The following is a 13,625-nucleotide window of genomic DNA, read 5'->3' as shown; positions in this document are numbered from 1 at the left end:
GGTCACCTCAGGAACGCGGCCGCGACGCCGGCGTCGACCGGGATGTGCAGGCCGGTGGTGTGGGAAAGGTCGCCCGCGGTCAGCACGAACACCGCATTGGCGACGTGCTCGGGCAGCACCTCCCGCTTCAGCAGGGTCCGCTTCGCGTAGAAGGCACCCAGCTCCTCCTCCGGTACCCCGTAGACGGCCGCGCGCTGCGCTCCCCAGCCGGAGGCGAAGATGCCCGAGCCCCGCACGACGCCGTCGGGGTTGACGCCGTTGACGCGGATGCCGTGCTCGCCGAGCTCCGCCGCGAGCAGCCGCACCTGGTGCGCCTGGTCGGCCTTCGTGGCGCCGTAGGCGATGTTGTTCGGGCCCGCGAAGACGCCGTTCTTGCTGACGATGTAGACGATGTCGCCGCCCATGCCCTGCGCCACCATCACGCGCGCCGCCTCGCGCGAGACGAGGAACGAGCCGCGCGCCATCACGTCGTGCTGCAGGTCCCAGTCCTTCGCGCTGGTCTCCATGAGCGGTTTCGACACCGACAGCCCGGCGTTGTTCACCACCAGGTCCACGCCGCCGAACGCGAGCGACGTGGCCGCCATCGCGGCGGCGATGCCGTCCTCGTCGGTGACGTCCACGGCGACGGCCACGGCGCGGTCGGCGTTGCCGATCTCCTCGGCCACGGAGGTCGCCGCCGCGAGGTCGCGGTCGGCCACGGCCACGCACGCGCCCTCGGCGGCGAGCCGGTGCGCGATCGCCCTGCCGATGCCGGAGCCGCCGCCGGTGACGAGCGCGATCCTGGTCGCGAGCGGTTTCGGCTTCGGCATCCGCCGCAGCTTGGCCTCCTCCAGCTCCCAGTACTCGATGCGGAACTTCTCCGACTCCGGAATCGGCGCGTACGCCGACACCGACTCGGCGCCGCGCATCACGTTGATCGCGTTGACGTAGAACTCGCCCGCCACGCGCGCGGTCTGCTTGTCGCGGCCGAAGCTGAACATGCCGACACCGGGCACCAGCACGATCGCCGGGTCGGCGCCGCGCATCGGCGGCGAGTCCGGCGTCGCGTGCCGCCGGTAGTAGGCGGCATAGTCCTCGCGGTAGGCGGCGTGCAGCTCCTTCACGCGGTCGATGACGTCGTCGATCGGCGCGCCGCCGGGCAGATCCACCACGAGCGGCGCGACCTTGGTGCGCAGGAAGTGGTCCGGGCACGACGTGCCGAGCGCCGCGAGCGCGGGGTGCTTCTCGCGGGCGAGGAACTCCAGCACCTCGGGGCTGTCGGTGAAGTGCCCCAGCTGCGGCGAGTCGGTGGACGCGAGCCCGCGCAGCACGGGGAACAACAGTGCGGCGCGGGCTCGCCGCTCTTCTTCGGGCAGCGGCTCGTAGCCGGGCAGTGCCTTGCCGAACGGCTCCGGGTCGCCGTGCTCGGCGAGGTACGCCTCCGCGGTGCGGATGATCTCCAGCGAGTGCGCCTGGCACTGCTCGCTCGTGTCACCCCACGCCGTGATGCCGTGCCCGCCGAGTACACAGCCGATGGCCTGCGGATTGGCCTGCTTGATGGCCGCGATGTCGAGGCCGAGCTGGAAACCGGGCCGCCGCCACGGCACCCACACGACGCGGTCGCCGAACACCTTGCGGGTCAGCTCCTCGCCGTCCGCCGCGGTGGCGATGGCGATGCCGGAGTCGGGGTGCAGATGGTCCACGTGCGGGGCGTCGACGAGGCCGTGCATCGCGGTGTCGATGCTCGGGGCCGCGCCGCCCTTGCCGTGCAGGCAGTAGTCGAACGCGGCGACCATCTCGTCCTCGCGCTCCTCGCCGGGGTAGACGTCCACGAGCGCGCGCATCCGGTCGAGCCGCAGTACCGCGAGGCCCGCCTCGGTGAGCGTGCCGAGGTCGCCGCCGGAGCCCTTGACCCACATCAGCTCCACCTCGGCGTTGGTCGCCGGGTCGAGGTCGGCGCCCTTCGCGGAGGCGTTGCCGCCCGCGTAGTTCGTATTGCGCCGGTCGGCGCCGAGCGCGTGCGAGCGCGCGAGCAGATCGGTCACGGCCTGGTTGGTCATGTCACGCTCCCCATCCGGCGGCGGTGCCGCCCACGCGCTCGGCCACGATCCGCTCCGCGTAGCCGCTGCGCCGGTACGCGGCGATCGGGTCGGGGTCGAGGCCCATCTCGTCACGCAGCTCGGCGAGCAGCGGGCGCACGTCGGTGGCGAAGGCGTCGGTGAGCACCGCGTTGGCGCCGAGCACGTCCCCGGCCCGCTGCAGCTTCCGCAGCTCGCCGGCGTCCACGAGCAGGGCCTTCGCCGTGGCCTCCTGGACGTTCAGCACCGAGCGGATCAGCGCGGGTACCTTCGGCTCGATGTTGTGGCACTGGTCGAGCATGAACGCCACACCCGACGCCGCGTCGAGCCCGCCGCCGAGCACGATCTCGACCATGATCCGGAACAGCTGGTACGGGTCCGCGGCGCCGACCATCAGATCGTCGTCGGCGTAGAACCGCGAGTTGAAGTGGAAGCCGCCGAGCCTGCGCTTGCGCAGCAGGAACGCGACGATGAACTCGATGTTGGTGCCAGGCGCGTGGTGTCCCGTGTCCACGAGCACCTGCGCCTTCTCGCCGAGTTCGAGGCAGTGCGCGTAGCTGGTGCCCCAGTCGGGCACGTCCGTGGCGTAGAAGGCGGGCTCGAAGAACTTGTACTCCAGCAGCATCCGCTGGTTCTCGCCGAGCCGCTCGTACACCGCGGCGAGCGCCTCCTCCAGCCGCGCCTGCCGTTCGGCGATGGAGTCCTGGCCCGGGTAGTTGAGCCCGTCGGCCAGCCAGATCGACAGGTCCCGCGAACCGGTGACGTCCATGATGTCGACGCACTCGAGTAGGTGCCCGAGCGCCTTCTTCCGCACGGCCGGGTCCGGGTTGCAGACGCTGCCGAGCCGGTAGTCGTCGTCCTGGAACACGTTGGGGTTGACGGCCCCGATGCGCACGCCCAGGTTCTCGGCGTGCTTGGCGAGGTCGGCGTAGTCGTCGACCCTGTCCCAGGGGATGTGCACCGCGACGCTCGGCGCGACACCGGTGAACCGGTGCACGGTCGCCGCGTCGGCGATCTTCTCGTAGGCGTCGCGCGGGATCCCCTCCTGCGCGAACACCTTGAACCGCGTGCCGGAGTTGCCGAAGGCCCACGAGGGGGTCTCGATGCGCTGCTCGCGCAGCGCGGCTTTGACGGCGGAGTAGTCGGACATGGAGCCCTCCCTCTTGTGCTGTGGATCAGTCGAGATGGAAGACCTCGGACAGCGGCACGATCCCTTCGTCGGGCGCGCCGTCGAGGTTCTCGAAGAACTCGGCCATCTCGGCCTGCCACCTGGCGTTGACTTCCTTAGCTGCCATGCCTTCGAGTGCGGCGTCGAGGTCGTCGGTCTCGAAGTAGCCGACGAGCAGACCGTCGGGGGCGAGGAACAACGAGTAGTTGCCCCAGCCGGTCTCCCGCAACGCCGCCCGCATCTCCGGCCAGACCTCGGCGTGTCTGCGCCGGTACTCGTCCATGCGGTCCGGCTTCACCCTGAGTAGGAAGCAGACACGCCGAGGTCCGGTGGCCATCAGAAGTCGTAGTCGTCGATGTTGTCGGCGTTGAACGTCGTCGGCGGGCCGAGGATGATCTCGCCGTTCTTGCCGATCTTGCGCTCGCCGAGCTTGCCTGCCTTGAGGACCTCACCTTCCTTGCCGGTGATCTGGCCGGAGGCCAGCGCGGCGGCGGCGTAGCCCGCGAGGTACCCGAGCTGCTCGGGGTCCCACAGCGCGAACTCCTTCACCGTGCCGTCCTTGATGAACTGGCGCATCTGGTTCGGGGTGCCGAGACCGGTGAGCACCACCTTGCCCTTGTACGGCGACGACGAGATGTAGCGCGCCGCGGCCGAGATGCCCACCGTGGTGGGTGAGACGATCGCCTTCAGGTCCGGGTTGGACGAGAGCAGCGCCTGCGTCTCCTGGAAGGACTTCTGGTCGTCGTCGTCCCCGTAGGCGACGGTGACCAGCTCGATGTCCTTGTACTCCGGCTTCTTCAGCTCGTCCTTCATGAACTCGATCCAGGTGTTCTGGTTCGTCGCGTTCGGAGTCGCGGACAGGATCGCGATCTTGCCCTTGCCTCCGATCTGCTCCGAGACCATCTGGATCTGGGAGCGGCCGATCGACTCGGAGTCGGCCTGGTTGACGAACACCTGACGGGCGTCCACCGCGGCGTCGGAGTCGTAGCTGACGACCGCGATGCCCTTCTCCATCGCGTCCTTGAGCGCGGGCGCGACGGCGTTGGGGTCGTTGGCCGCGATCACGATCGCGTCCTGGTTCTGCTGCACCAGCGTGTTGATGTAGGAGACCTGCGACGACGCCGAGGCGTCCGAAGGGCCGACCTCCTTGCCGGTGCCCTTGAGCTCGGTGACCGCCGCGATGCCACCCTCGTCGACGATGTTCTCGTAGGGGTTGTCGATCTCCTTCGGCAGGAAGGCGATCTGCAGCCCCTCCTTGATCGGGGCGTTGGGGTCGGCGACCTTCTCGGAGTTCGCGCCGGATCCACTACCGGACTCGGCGTTGTCCTTGGTCGTGCCGCCACAACCGGCCACCAGCGCGGCCGCGAGGCCCATGCTGGTCACCGCGAGCAGCGCCCGCTTCCCGCTCCATCGTTGGTGGATCATCTTTGGTCCTCCTCGGGGGTGCCGTGCGGGGCGGCGGTCGCCCCCACGGGGTCTGGCAGGGTTTCCTGCGGTGGTGGTGCTCCCGGTGTCGCCGCCGCGGCCGGTGTTCGCCGCCTGCGCACCAGGTTCGCGACCACGGGCACCAGAACCGAGACGATCAGCAGCAGGCCGTTGATCACGTTCTGGATCTCGTTGGTCACGTCGTTGAGGAACAGCACGTTGCGCAACCCGGCCATCAGCAGCAGGGCGCTCGCGACGCCGACGACCGTGCCCCGGCCGCCGAAGATCGACACCCCGCCGAGCAGCACGGCCGCGACCGCGATCAGCTCCATGCCGTTGGCGTTGTCGGCGCGGGCGCTGTTGTAGCGCAACGTGTAGACGAGCGACGCGAGCGCACAGAGAATGCCCGACACGATGTAGAGCACGAACTTGATGCGCTGCACGCGGATTCCGGAGAACCGCGCCGTCTGCTCGCCGAGTCCGATCGCGTAGAGCGAGCGGCCCACCGGGGTGTAGTGCACGACCACGGCGACGAGCACGCCGAGCACCAGCACCACCAGTGTCGCGTACGGCAGGAACGTGCCGGGGATCGTGTCCGTCGCGATCGGACGGTAGACGTCGGGGAAACCCGTGACCGCGCCGTCGCCGAGCACCACGTACGCGAGCCCCCGGTAGAGGCCGAGCGTGCCGATGGTGACCGCGAGCGCGGGCAGGGCGAACTTCACGATCAGCGTCGCGTTGAGCGAGCCGAGCACCGCGCCCGCGACGAGCACGATGGGCACGATCGTCTCGAACGACATGCCCGCGTCCCACAGCACGCCCGTGAGGGCGGAGCAGAAGCCGAGGATCGACGCAACCGAAAGGTCGATCTCGCCGGTGAGGATGATCGGCAGCAGCGCCAGCGCGAGCAGCGCGACCTCGGTGTAGTCCAGCAGCAGGAAGCTGATGTTGTCGGTCTCGGCGAAGCCGGGCGTGCTCGCCGAGCCCCACACGAACACGAGGATGCACAGCAGCAGGAGTATCGACTCCCAGCGGAGCAGTTTCTCACGCACGGCGCAGGCTCCTTTCCTTACGGAGGCGCTCGGCTAGTCGCACCATCACCGCCCGGTCCAGCGAGATCGCGAGCAGCAGCGCGGCGCCGTCGACGGCGCGCTGCCAGAAGGCCGGCACGCCGAGGATGGGCAGCGCGCTCGTGATCGTGGTCAGCAGCAGGGCACCGAGCACGGCGCCGAGCACGGTGCCGCTGCCTCCGAAGATGGCGACCCCGCCCACCACCACGGCCGCGACCACGGCGAGCTCGCGGCCGGTCCCGACCGAGGCGTTGATCGTGCCGAAGTACGACGCGTGCAGCACACCGGCGAGCCCGACGAGCGCACCGGACACCACGAACGCGGTGAACACCCGCTTGCCCGCGGGGATGCCGGCGAGGCGCGCGGCCTGCGGGTTGGAGCCGATGGCGTACAGCTCGCGACCGGAGCGCCAGTTGTGCAGCGCGTACGCGGCGATCACGAGCGCGGCGAGCGCGATCAGCGTGAGGTGCGGGATGCCCAGGATCGAGCCGCTGCCGAACGCGAGAAAGCCCTGCGACATCTGGTCTGCGTTGATCTGGTGCACGCCCGTCGCGCTCGCCCAGCCGTAGTCGATGCCGCGGAAGACGTACAGCGTTCCGAGCGTCACCACGAGCGCGGGCACCTTCGCGATGGCCACGAGCGCGCCGTTGAACGCGCCGCACGCCGCGCCGAGCGCCATGCCCGCGAGCACCACGAGGATCGTGGGCGTGTCGTGGTCGGCGATGAACAGCTGGCCCGACATGTAGGCCGTCAGGCCCATCACGGAGCCCACCGAGAGGTCGATGTTGCGCGTGATCACCAGCAGCGTCTGCCCGATGGCGAGCAGCGCGATGATCGACGCGTTGAGGAACAGGTCGTGGATGCCCTGCGCGCTCAGGAACGACGGATTGGTCGCCGTGGTCACGCCCACGACGGCGACGAGCGCGACGACGATGCTCAGCTCACGTCCGGAGAGCAACGCGCGAAGTCGGTTCATGCGGCACTCCCGTTGCCTGTCGCGGCGTACATGACGGACTCCTCGGTGGCCTCGTCGCGGGACAGCTCGGCGGTGATCCGGCCCTCGTGCATCACGAGCACGCGGTCGGCCATGCCGAGCACCTCGGGCAGCTCGGAGGAGATCAGCAGCACCGCCATGCCCTCGGCGGCGAGATCGGACAGCAACGCGTGGACCTCGACCTTGGCGCCGATGTCGATGCCGCGGGTCGGTTCGTCGACGATCAGCACCGACGGCTCGGTGGCGAGCCACTTGCCGAGCACGACCTTCTGCTGGTTGCCGCCGGAGAGCGTGGCTGCGGGGTCGGAGAGCCTGCCGAACTTGAGCGACAGCCGCTCGCCCCAGGTGCGCGCGAGCTCGCGTTCCCTCGACTGACGGGTGAGCCCACCTGGCGAGACCTGCTTCAGGCGCGCGAGGCTCGCGTTGCGCTCGATGGAGAGCTCCAGCACGAGCCCCTGTTCCCTGCGGTCCTCCGGAACGAGCGCGATGCCCTGCTCGATCGCTGTGCGGGGCTTGCTCTTCGGCAGCGGCTTCCCGTTCACCGTCACGGTTCCCGAGTCGCGGTCGTCGACGCCGAAGACGGCTCTGACCACTTCGGACCGGCCGGAGCCGACCAGCCCGGCTAGCCCGACGATCTCGCCGCGCCGCACGGAGAAGGAGATGTCGCGGTAGACGCCCGCCCTCGTGAGGCCGTCGACCACCAGCACCTCGTCGCCGACCTCGGTGTCGCGCTTGGGGAACAGCTGCTCGACGGAGCGGCCCACCATGCGCCGCACGAGCGTGTCGTGGTCGATGTCGTCCATGCGCTCGGTGACGACGAAGGAGCCGTCGCGCAGCACGGTGACCCGGTCGCACAGCGCGTACATCTCGTCGAGGCGGTGGGAGATGAACAGCAGTGCGGCCCCGCGTTCGGCGAGGCCGCGAGCGACGCGGAACAGCCGCTCGGCCTCCACCGCGGACAGTGCGGCGGTCGGCTCGTCCATCACGATGATCCGCGCGTCGGCGACCAGCGCCTTGGCGATCTCGATGATCTGCTGGTCGGCGATGGAGAGGCCGCGCGTCTGGCGGGCCGGATCGATCGGCACGCCGAGCTCCTCGAACACCTCGGAGGCCCCGCGGTGCATGGCCCTGCGGTCGATGCGGCGGCCTGGCCGCAGCGGCTGGCGCCCCATGAACACGTTCTCGGCGACGGAGAGGTCGGGGAACTGGATGGGTTCCTGGTGGATGACGGCGACGCCGCGCTGCTGCGCCTCGCGCGGCGAGGAGAAGCGCACGGGCTCCCCGTCGAGGAGGACCTCGCCGCTGTCGGGCTGGTGCTCACCGCCGATGATCCGGACGACGGTCGACTTGCCCGCGCCGTTCTCGCCCGCCAGCGCGTGCACCTCCCCGGCGCGGAGCGCGATGGAGACACCGCGCAGGGCGCGGACCGCCTGGAACGACTTGGTGACGTCGCGGAGCTCGAGTAGCGGCACGCCGGTGTGTTCCGGTGCTGCCACGATGTCCTCCTTCGTTGGAGATCGTGAAACGTTTCATTCACGAGTGGCGCTCAAGTTAGGCCGTTCCGAGCGCGCCGTCAAGACCCTGGTTGACGTGCTCTTTGATAACGATCCGGCGGGGCCGGCCGCGTCGGCTCGTGTTAGCTTGCTTCCCATCGAAGAATCCCTGGCGTCCAACCGATCGGTTGAACGTTTCAGCACAGAGCGAGGCAGGGTATGTCCCCGATGTCGCCGAGCATCAAGGACGTCGCGGTGCACGCGGGCGTCTCGGTCGGCACCGTGTCCAACGTCCTGAACCACCCCGAGCGCGTCGCCGAGCCCACCAGGGCCGCCGTGCAGTCGGCGATCGCGGCGCTCGGCTTCGTCCGCAACTCCTCCGCGGCGCAGCTACGGGCGGGCACCAGCCGCTCGATCGGGCTCATCGTGCTCGACCTCGCCAACCCGTTCTTCCACGACGTGGCCCGCGGGGTGGAGCAGGTCGCCGACGAGCTCGGCTACGCCGTGGTGCTGTGCAACTCCGACGACCAGACCTCGCGCGAGAACCGGTACCTCCAGGTGCTGGAGGAGCAGCGCGTGCGCGGGGTGCTGATCACGCCGATCGAGGTCAGCTCCGACCGGCTCGACGCGCTGCGCAAACGGGGCACGCCCACGGTGCTCGTCGACCGGCACGACCCGAGGGTCAACTGCTGCTCGGTGGCCGTGGACGACGTCGTGGGCGGAGAGCTGGCGGGGGCGCACCTGGTGACGCAGGGCCACGAGCGGATCGTCTACTTCTCCGGGCCGCTCGGGCTGAGCCAGTGCGCCGACCGCCTCACCGGCCTGCGCCGGTCCGTCGCGGCGGCAGGCCTCGATCCGGACGCCGCGATCGAGGTGGTGGAGATCCCCGTGATGAACGCGCGCAGCACTCACGACGTCGCCCGCGCCCGGTTCGAACAGGGCGAGCCCGCTACGGCGGCGTTCTGCGCCAACGACCTCATGGCGCTCGGCGTGCTGCGCGCAGCACTGTCCACGGGCAGGCGGGTGCCCGGCGACCTGGCGATCGTCGGCTACGACGACATCGAGTTCGCCGCCGACGCGGCAGTACCGCTCACGTCCATCCGCCAGCCCACGCAACAGATCGGCAGGGCCGCCGCCCAGCTCCTCGTGGAGGAGTGCGACAACCCGGACACCCACGCCCACCAGCAGGTCATGTTCAAACCGGAACTGGTGACCAGAGACTCGACCCAACCCTGACCCGCACCCGCGAGTCGTGCACTCTAGCCCGCGAGTCGTGCGTTCAGGACGCCGAGTTGTGCGTTCCCGCTCGCCCCGGGCGGGCAACTCGCGTGCCCGAGCGGGAGACTCGCGGGCTCAGGCGGGGGACTCGCGGGTCTCGTGGGGGAACTCGCGCACGCGGCCGACCACCGTCGCGATGCGCTTCAGCGCGTCGTGCCCCTCGGGGATGTCGGCGAGGAGCCAGGCGTGGAACATGCCGGGGTACTCGTGGTACTCCAGCCCGACGCCCACGTCCCGCGCGCGATCGCGGAGGCGGCGCGCGTCGACGAGCAGCACGTCGCGCGTACCGACGAAGACGCTGACCCGGCCCAGATTGGACAGTGGCCCGAACAGCGGGCTCACGAGCGGGTCACGCTTGTCGAGGTCGCCGGCGTACAGGCGGCCCGCCTCACGCAAACCCGCGACGGCGAGATACGGATCGATGCGGTCGAGCTCAGGCAGCGCGGGATCGGTCATGGTGATGTCGAGCCACGGGCAGATCAGCACGAGCTCCTTCGGCTGCGGCTCGTGTGCCTCCTCCAGCGCCTCCGAGAGCACGAGCGCGAGCGCCCCGCCCGCCGAGTCGCCCATGATCACCCGGTCGCCCGGGTCGGTGTCGCCGAGCAGCTCGTTGTAGGCGTCCTTGATCATGCGCACGGTCTCGTCGGACTTGTGGTCCGGCGCGAGCGGGTAGATCGGCACCGTCACCGTGCAGCCGGTGCGCTCGATGAGCCGCTCGAAGAACGACCAGTGATCCTTCTGGATCTGGTGGACGTAGGCGCCGCCGTGGAAGTAGAGCACGTGCTTGCTGCTCGTCGGCGCCTTCGGTGCGAGCGTGTAGCACGGCCTGCCGTCGACCTCGCGGCACCTCACCGACAGCCTCCGCCACAACGTGGCGGGCGGCTGCGCCGCGCCGGGCCCCTGGCTCTGCTCGATGCTGCGATGCAGCGCGCCGACATCGGCATACGTCTTCTTCGCCCGCGTGAGCCACAACCGTGCGATGAACAGGCGGGCGCGCAGACTCGTACCCCTGAACACGGCGCCCGGCTACCCGTTCGCACCGACGCGGAAACGTCGTTGAAACGTATTAGGAATCGGGGCCGCGTCGGCAACCGCAACGGTGCTCCCGGCCACTCGAGCAGGGCATACCGGGCCATTGACTCATGAATCGTTTCACGCGAATGATAGGCTCCGGCGAGGCGAGAACCGAGGGGACACATGGTCGGGATCAAGGACGTGGCGCGACGCGCCGGGGTCTCGATCGGCACGGTCTCCAACGTCGTCAACCGCCCGCACATGGTATCGGCGAGCACCAGGGCCAGGGTGCTCTCGGCGATCCAGGAACTCGGGTACGTGCGCGACGAGTCCGCCCGGCAGCTGCGGGCGGGCCGCAGCCGGATCATGGCGCTGCTCGTGCTCGACCTCGGCAACCCGTTCTTCGTCGACATCGCGCGCGGCGCGGAGGAGACCGCACAGGACGAGGGTCTGCACGTCATCACGTGCGACAGCGGCCACCGGGCCGACCGCGAGGTCTCGTACCTGTCGATGCTGGCTGAGCAGCGCGTGAGGGGTGTGCTGCTCAGCCCCGTCGACACCTCGGGCGCCGCGCTGGAGACGTTCCGGCGCAGCGAGATCCCGTACGTGTTCGTCGACCGCAGGGTGCCCGCCGACGAGGCCAGCTCCGTGTCCGTCGACGACGTCACCGGTGGAGCGCTCGCGGCACGTCACCTCGTCGAGACAGGGCACACCGAGGTCGCCTTCGTCAACGGACCGTCGATTCTCGCCCAGTGCCGCGACCGCGAGGCGGGCGTGCGCTCCGTGCTCGACGCCTCCTCGGCGCGGCTGTCGGTGCTGGAGACCTCCGAGCTGGACGTGGCTTCCGGCCGCGACGCCGCGTCCCGCCTGCTCGGCATGAGCCCGAGGCCGACAGCGGTGTTCTGCGCGAACGACCTGCTGGCGCTGGGCGTGCTGCAGGGCATGGTGGCGGCGGGCGTCCGCGTTCCGGACGAGCTGGCGATCGTGGGCTACGACGACATCGAGTTCGCCGGCGCCGCCGCGGTACCACTCACGTCGGTGCGCCAGCCGGCCCGGCGGCTCGGCCGGGCGGCTGCCGAGCTGCTCATCGCCGAGACCGCGGACGGCGACGAGCCGGTGGCACGCCAGACGGTGGTGTTCGAACCCGAGCTGGTGGTGCGGGCCTCGACCAGCCTCACCAGGTCACACTGACGCGGCGACGACACCGGCCGCGACAGCGCACAGCAGCGCGGCGATGATCAGGTTGGTCGCCGCCCGCAGCAGGCGGAACTTCTTGGCACCCAGTCGCACCACCACGAGCAGCCGTTCCCGATGCCAGCGCTGCGGATCCCCCGCGAGCTCGGTGATGCGCTCGGCGAGCTCGGCGTCGGACATCGACCCGTAGACGGCGAAACCACTGCCGCCCAGCCGCGGCCGCACGCTCCACAGCAACAGCAGCAGGGCGGTGGCCAGCAACGACAGCGCCGCCCAGAACGCGAGGAGGGCCGGCAGCGGGGTGGTGGCGCCTGGCAGCACGGCGACGCCCACGGTGACGATGGGGCTGAACACCGCGAGGAGCATGCTCGCCTTGGTCTCCGTGCGGGCCATCGCCGCGTCGCCCCGGGCCAGCTCCTCCCGCAGGAAATCCTCCAGTTTCGCGGGGTCGAGCCCTTCCCGAACTTCCGTCATCACCGCATCATGCCGAGGTTCGGAGCCGCACGGGGCGGGACCGGGCTAACGTCTCCCTCAGGTGGACCGATCCAGCTTCCGTACCACCCGCGCGGGGTTGCCCGCCGCGAGCACGCCGGAGGGTAGGTCCCTGGTGACGACACTGCCCGCGCCGACCACGGTGTTGTCGCCGACGGTCACCCCGGGCGCACACGATCACACCGCCGCCGAACCACACGTTGTCGCCGACCACGATTGGCTCGGCCCGTTCCCAGCGCTCGCGGCGCAGCTCGTGATCGTCCAGCGGATGCAGCGCGGTGAGCAGCTGCGCGCGCGGCCCGATCGAGACGTCGGCGCCGATCGTGATGGGCGCGCAGTCCATCAGGATGGCGTCGTAGTTGAGGAAGCTGTTCGGCCCGATGCGAATGAGGTAGCCGTAGTCGCACTGGAAACGAGGCATGACCCAGGAGCCGTCGCCGAGCTCACCGAGCAGCTCGCGAAGTAGCTCCCGACGCCGCGAGGACTCCCCGGAGGAGGTCGCGTTGAAGCGGTCGAGCAGGTCCTGGCAACGCCGCCGCTCGGCCACGAGCTGCGGATCGCTGTCCCGGTACCACTCGCCGCGCAGCATGCGGTCCTTCTGCTCACTCATGGATGATCGACACCATCCGGCACGCCGCCCTGCCGAGCCGCTCGTCGCCCTCGATCCGGCTCCGCGCGACGGCCTCGTCCGGCTCGATACCGCGCGTGCACAGCCGCCAGAGGGTGTCGGGGTCGGCTTGCACCACCGCGGCGGGCTCCCCCGTGGCCGGCGCGCCAAGCGACCAGCCGCTCGCCGTGGCCGTGACGGTCCACGTGCGGCCTGCCGCACTCACGTCCAGGCGCGTCCCAGGCTCGGCAGCGATGTCGCGCAGCGTGAACGGCAGCGCGCGCAGAAACGTGTCGAGCACGGGCAGCAGGAACGGCTCGCCGAGGTCGGGCCGCAGGCCGACCGCCTCGCGGATCTGCTGCCGGTGCACCCAGTACTCGGTGAGGTCGCGGGCGCAGTCCAGCCACAGCGGCGCGGGATCGGCCCCGGCCCACGAGACGCCGAGGCTGCGCCCGTCGGGATCGCTGCCCTGCCAGAGCGCGGCGATCTGCTCGCCGGTCAGGGTGAGCGTGTCGATCAGGCAGCGTGGACTGAGCCGGGCGCAGGCGTCGACCCACTCCTGGTTGATGCGGTGGATGAAGCCCGCGAGGCCCTCGCCGTCCCGTGGCCCCGGCCCGCCGTGCCCGTCGCGATCACGGGCAAGGCGCCCGTAGTCGTCGCCGAGCAGATGGGCCGCGAGGTCGCGCACACTCCATCCAGGCACGGCGGTGCGCGTCCAGTCCTCGGCCTCGAGCCCACCCAGGAGCGCCAGGAGTTCGGCACGTTCGGGCTGGAACAGCTTGCGTGCGTCGATCGGCTCACCGAGCCAGGCGAAGTCGGTCATGCCTTCGAGT

Annotated in this window: 12 protein-coding genes and 1 pseudogene; 2 read left to right on the top strand and 11 right to left on the bottom strand. The window is 70.2% G+C overall.

Annotated features, from left to right (window positions below; translation table 11 throughout):
- Positions 1-2 precede the first annotated feature (2 nt).
- Genes BA062_RS24570 through BA062_RS24540 form a run of 7 tightly spaced genes read right to left on the bottom strand, consistent with a single transcriptional unit; the run spans position 3 to position 8,210 of the window.
- On the bottom strand, positions 3-2,039 hold the full coding sequence (locus tag BA062_RS24570) for a bifunctional aldolase/short-chain dehydrogenase (RefSeq protein WP_110340676.1): 2,037 nt from the start codon (positions 2,037-2,039) through the stop codon (positions 3-5).
- 1 nt (position 2,040) lies between these two features.
- Positions 2,041-3,207, bottom strand: a complete 1,167-nt coding sequence (gene rhaI, locus BA062_RS24565) for an L-rhamnose isomerase (RefSeq protein ID WP_110340674.1) — start codon at positions 3,205-3,207, stop codon at positions 2,041-2,043.
- A gap of 25 nt (positions 3,208-3,232) precedes the next feature.
- Entirely contained in the window at positions 3,233-3,562 is a 330-nt protein-coding gene (locus tag BA062_RS24560; RefSeq protein ID WP_110340672.1) for an L-rhamnose mutarotase, read from the bottom strand.
- Positions 3,562-4,650, bottom strand: coding sequence for a rhamnose ABC transporter substrate-binding protein (gene rhaS, locus BA062_RS24555; RefSeq protein WP_110340670.1), 1,089 nt, complete (start codon positions 4,648-4,650; stop codon positions 3,562-3,564). Before rhaS ends, BA062_RS24560 begins: the two co-directional genes overlap by 1 nt.
- Complete coding sequence (locus tag BA062_RS24550; protein WP_110340668.1) at positions 4,647-5,702, bottom strand: ABC transporter permease; 1,056 nt, start codon at positions 5,700-5,702, stop codon at positions 4,647-4,649. Before BA062_RS24550 ends, rhaS begins: the two co-directional genes overlap by 4 nt.
- On the bottom strand, positions 5,695-6,696 hold the full coding sequence (locus tag BA062_RS24545) for an ABC transporter permease (protein ID WP_110340666.1): 1,002 nt from the start codon (positions 6,694-6,696) through the stop codon (positions 5,695-5,697). The genes BA062_RS24550 and BA062_RS24545 overlap by 8 nt, the downstream gene beginning before the upstream one ends.
- On the bottom strand, positions 6,693-8,210 hold the full coding sequence (locus BA062_RS24540; protein WP_110340664.1) for a sugar ABC transporter ATP-binding protein: 1,518 nt from the start codon (positions 8,208-8,210) through the stop codon (positions 6,693-6,695). Before BA062_RS24540 ends, BA062_RS24545 begins: the two co-directional genes overlap by 4 nt.
- A gap of 225 nt (positions 8,211-8,435) precedes the next feature.
- Here BA062_RS24540 and BA062_RS24535 point away from each other — a divergent pair, with 225 nt between their 5' ends.
- A complete protein-coding gene (locus tag BA062_RS24535) occupies positions 8,436-9,443 on the top strand; it encodes a LacI family DNA-binding transcriptional regulator (protein WP_110340992.1) in 1,008 nt (335 codons plus the stop codon).
- 117 nt (positions 9,444-9,560) lie between these two features.
- Here the strand turns inward: BA062_RS24535 and BA062_RS24530 are convergent, their stop codons facing one another.
- Positions 9,561-10,502, bottom strand: a complete 942-nt coding sequence (locus BA062_RS24530; RefSeq protein ID WP_110340662.1) for an alpha/beta hydrolase fold domain-containing protein — start codon at positions 10,500-10,502, stop codon at positions 9,561-9,563.
- A 180-nt stretch (positions 10,503-10,682) separates the two neighbouring features.
- Between BA062_RS24530 and BA062_RS24525 the strand changes: the two genes are divergently transcribed.
- Entirely contained in the window at positions 10,683-11,690 is a 1,008-nt protein-coding gene (locus BA062_RS24525; protein ID WP_110340660.1) for a LacI family DNA-binding transcriptional regulator, read from the top strand.
- On the opposite strand, the gene BA062_RS24520 is transcribed toward BA062_RS24525, so the two are convergent.
- The 3 genes and pseudogenes from BA062_RS24520 to BA062_RS24510 all read right to left on the bottom strand — a co-directional run bounded on the left by BA062_RS24520 (position 11,682) and on the right by BA062_RS24510 (position 13,615).
- On the bottom strand, positions 11,682-12,167 hold the full coding sequence (locus BA062_RS24520; RefSeq protein WP_110340658.1) for a Pycsar system effector family protein: 486 nt from the start codon (positions 12,165-12,167) through the stop codon (positions 11,682-11,684). The genes BA062_RS24525 and BA062_RS24520 overlap by 9 nt on opposite strands.
- Positions 12,168-12,224: 57 nt before the next feature.
- Positions 12,225-12,795, bottom strand: a pseudogene (locus tag BA062_RS40605) (sugar O-acetyltransferase).
- Complete coding sequence (locus BA062_RS24510; RefSeq protein WP_110340654.1) at positions 12,788-13,615, bottom strand: maleylpyruvate isomerase family mycothiol-dependent enzyme; 828 nt, start codon at positions 13,613-13,615, stop codon at positions 12,788-12,790. Before BA062_RS24510 ends, BA062_RS40605 begins: the two are co-directional and overlap by 8 nt.
- Positions 13,616-13,625: the final 10 nt, after the last annotated feature.

The organism is Prauserella flavalba, assembly GCF_003202235.1.
GTDB lineage: Bacteria > Actinomycetota > Actinomycetes > Mycobacteriales > Pseudonocardiaceae > Prauserella_A > Prauserella_A flavalba.
Note: the sequence above shows the minus strand (reverse complement) of the source record. Positions and strands in the feature narration are given on the sequence as shown.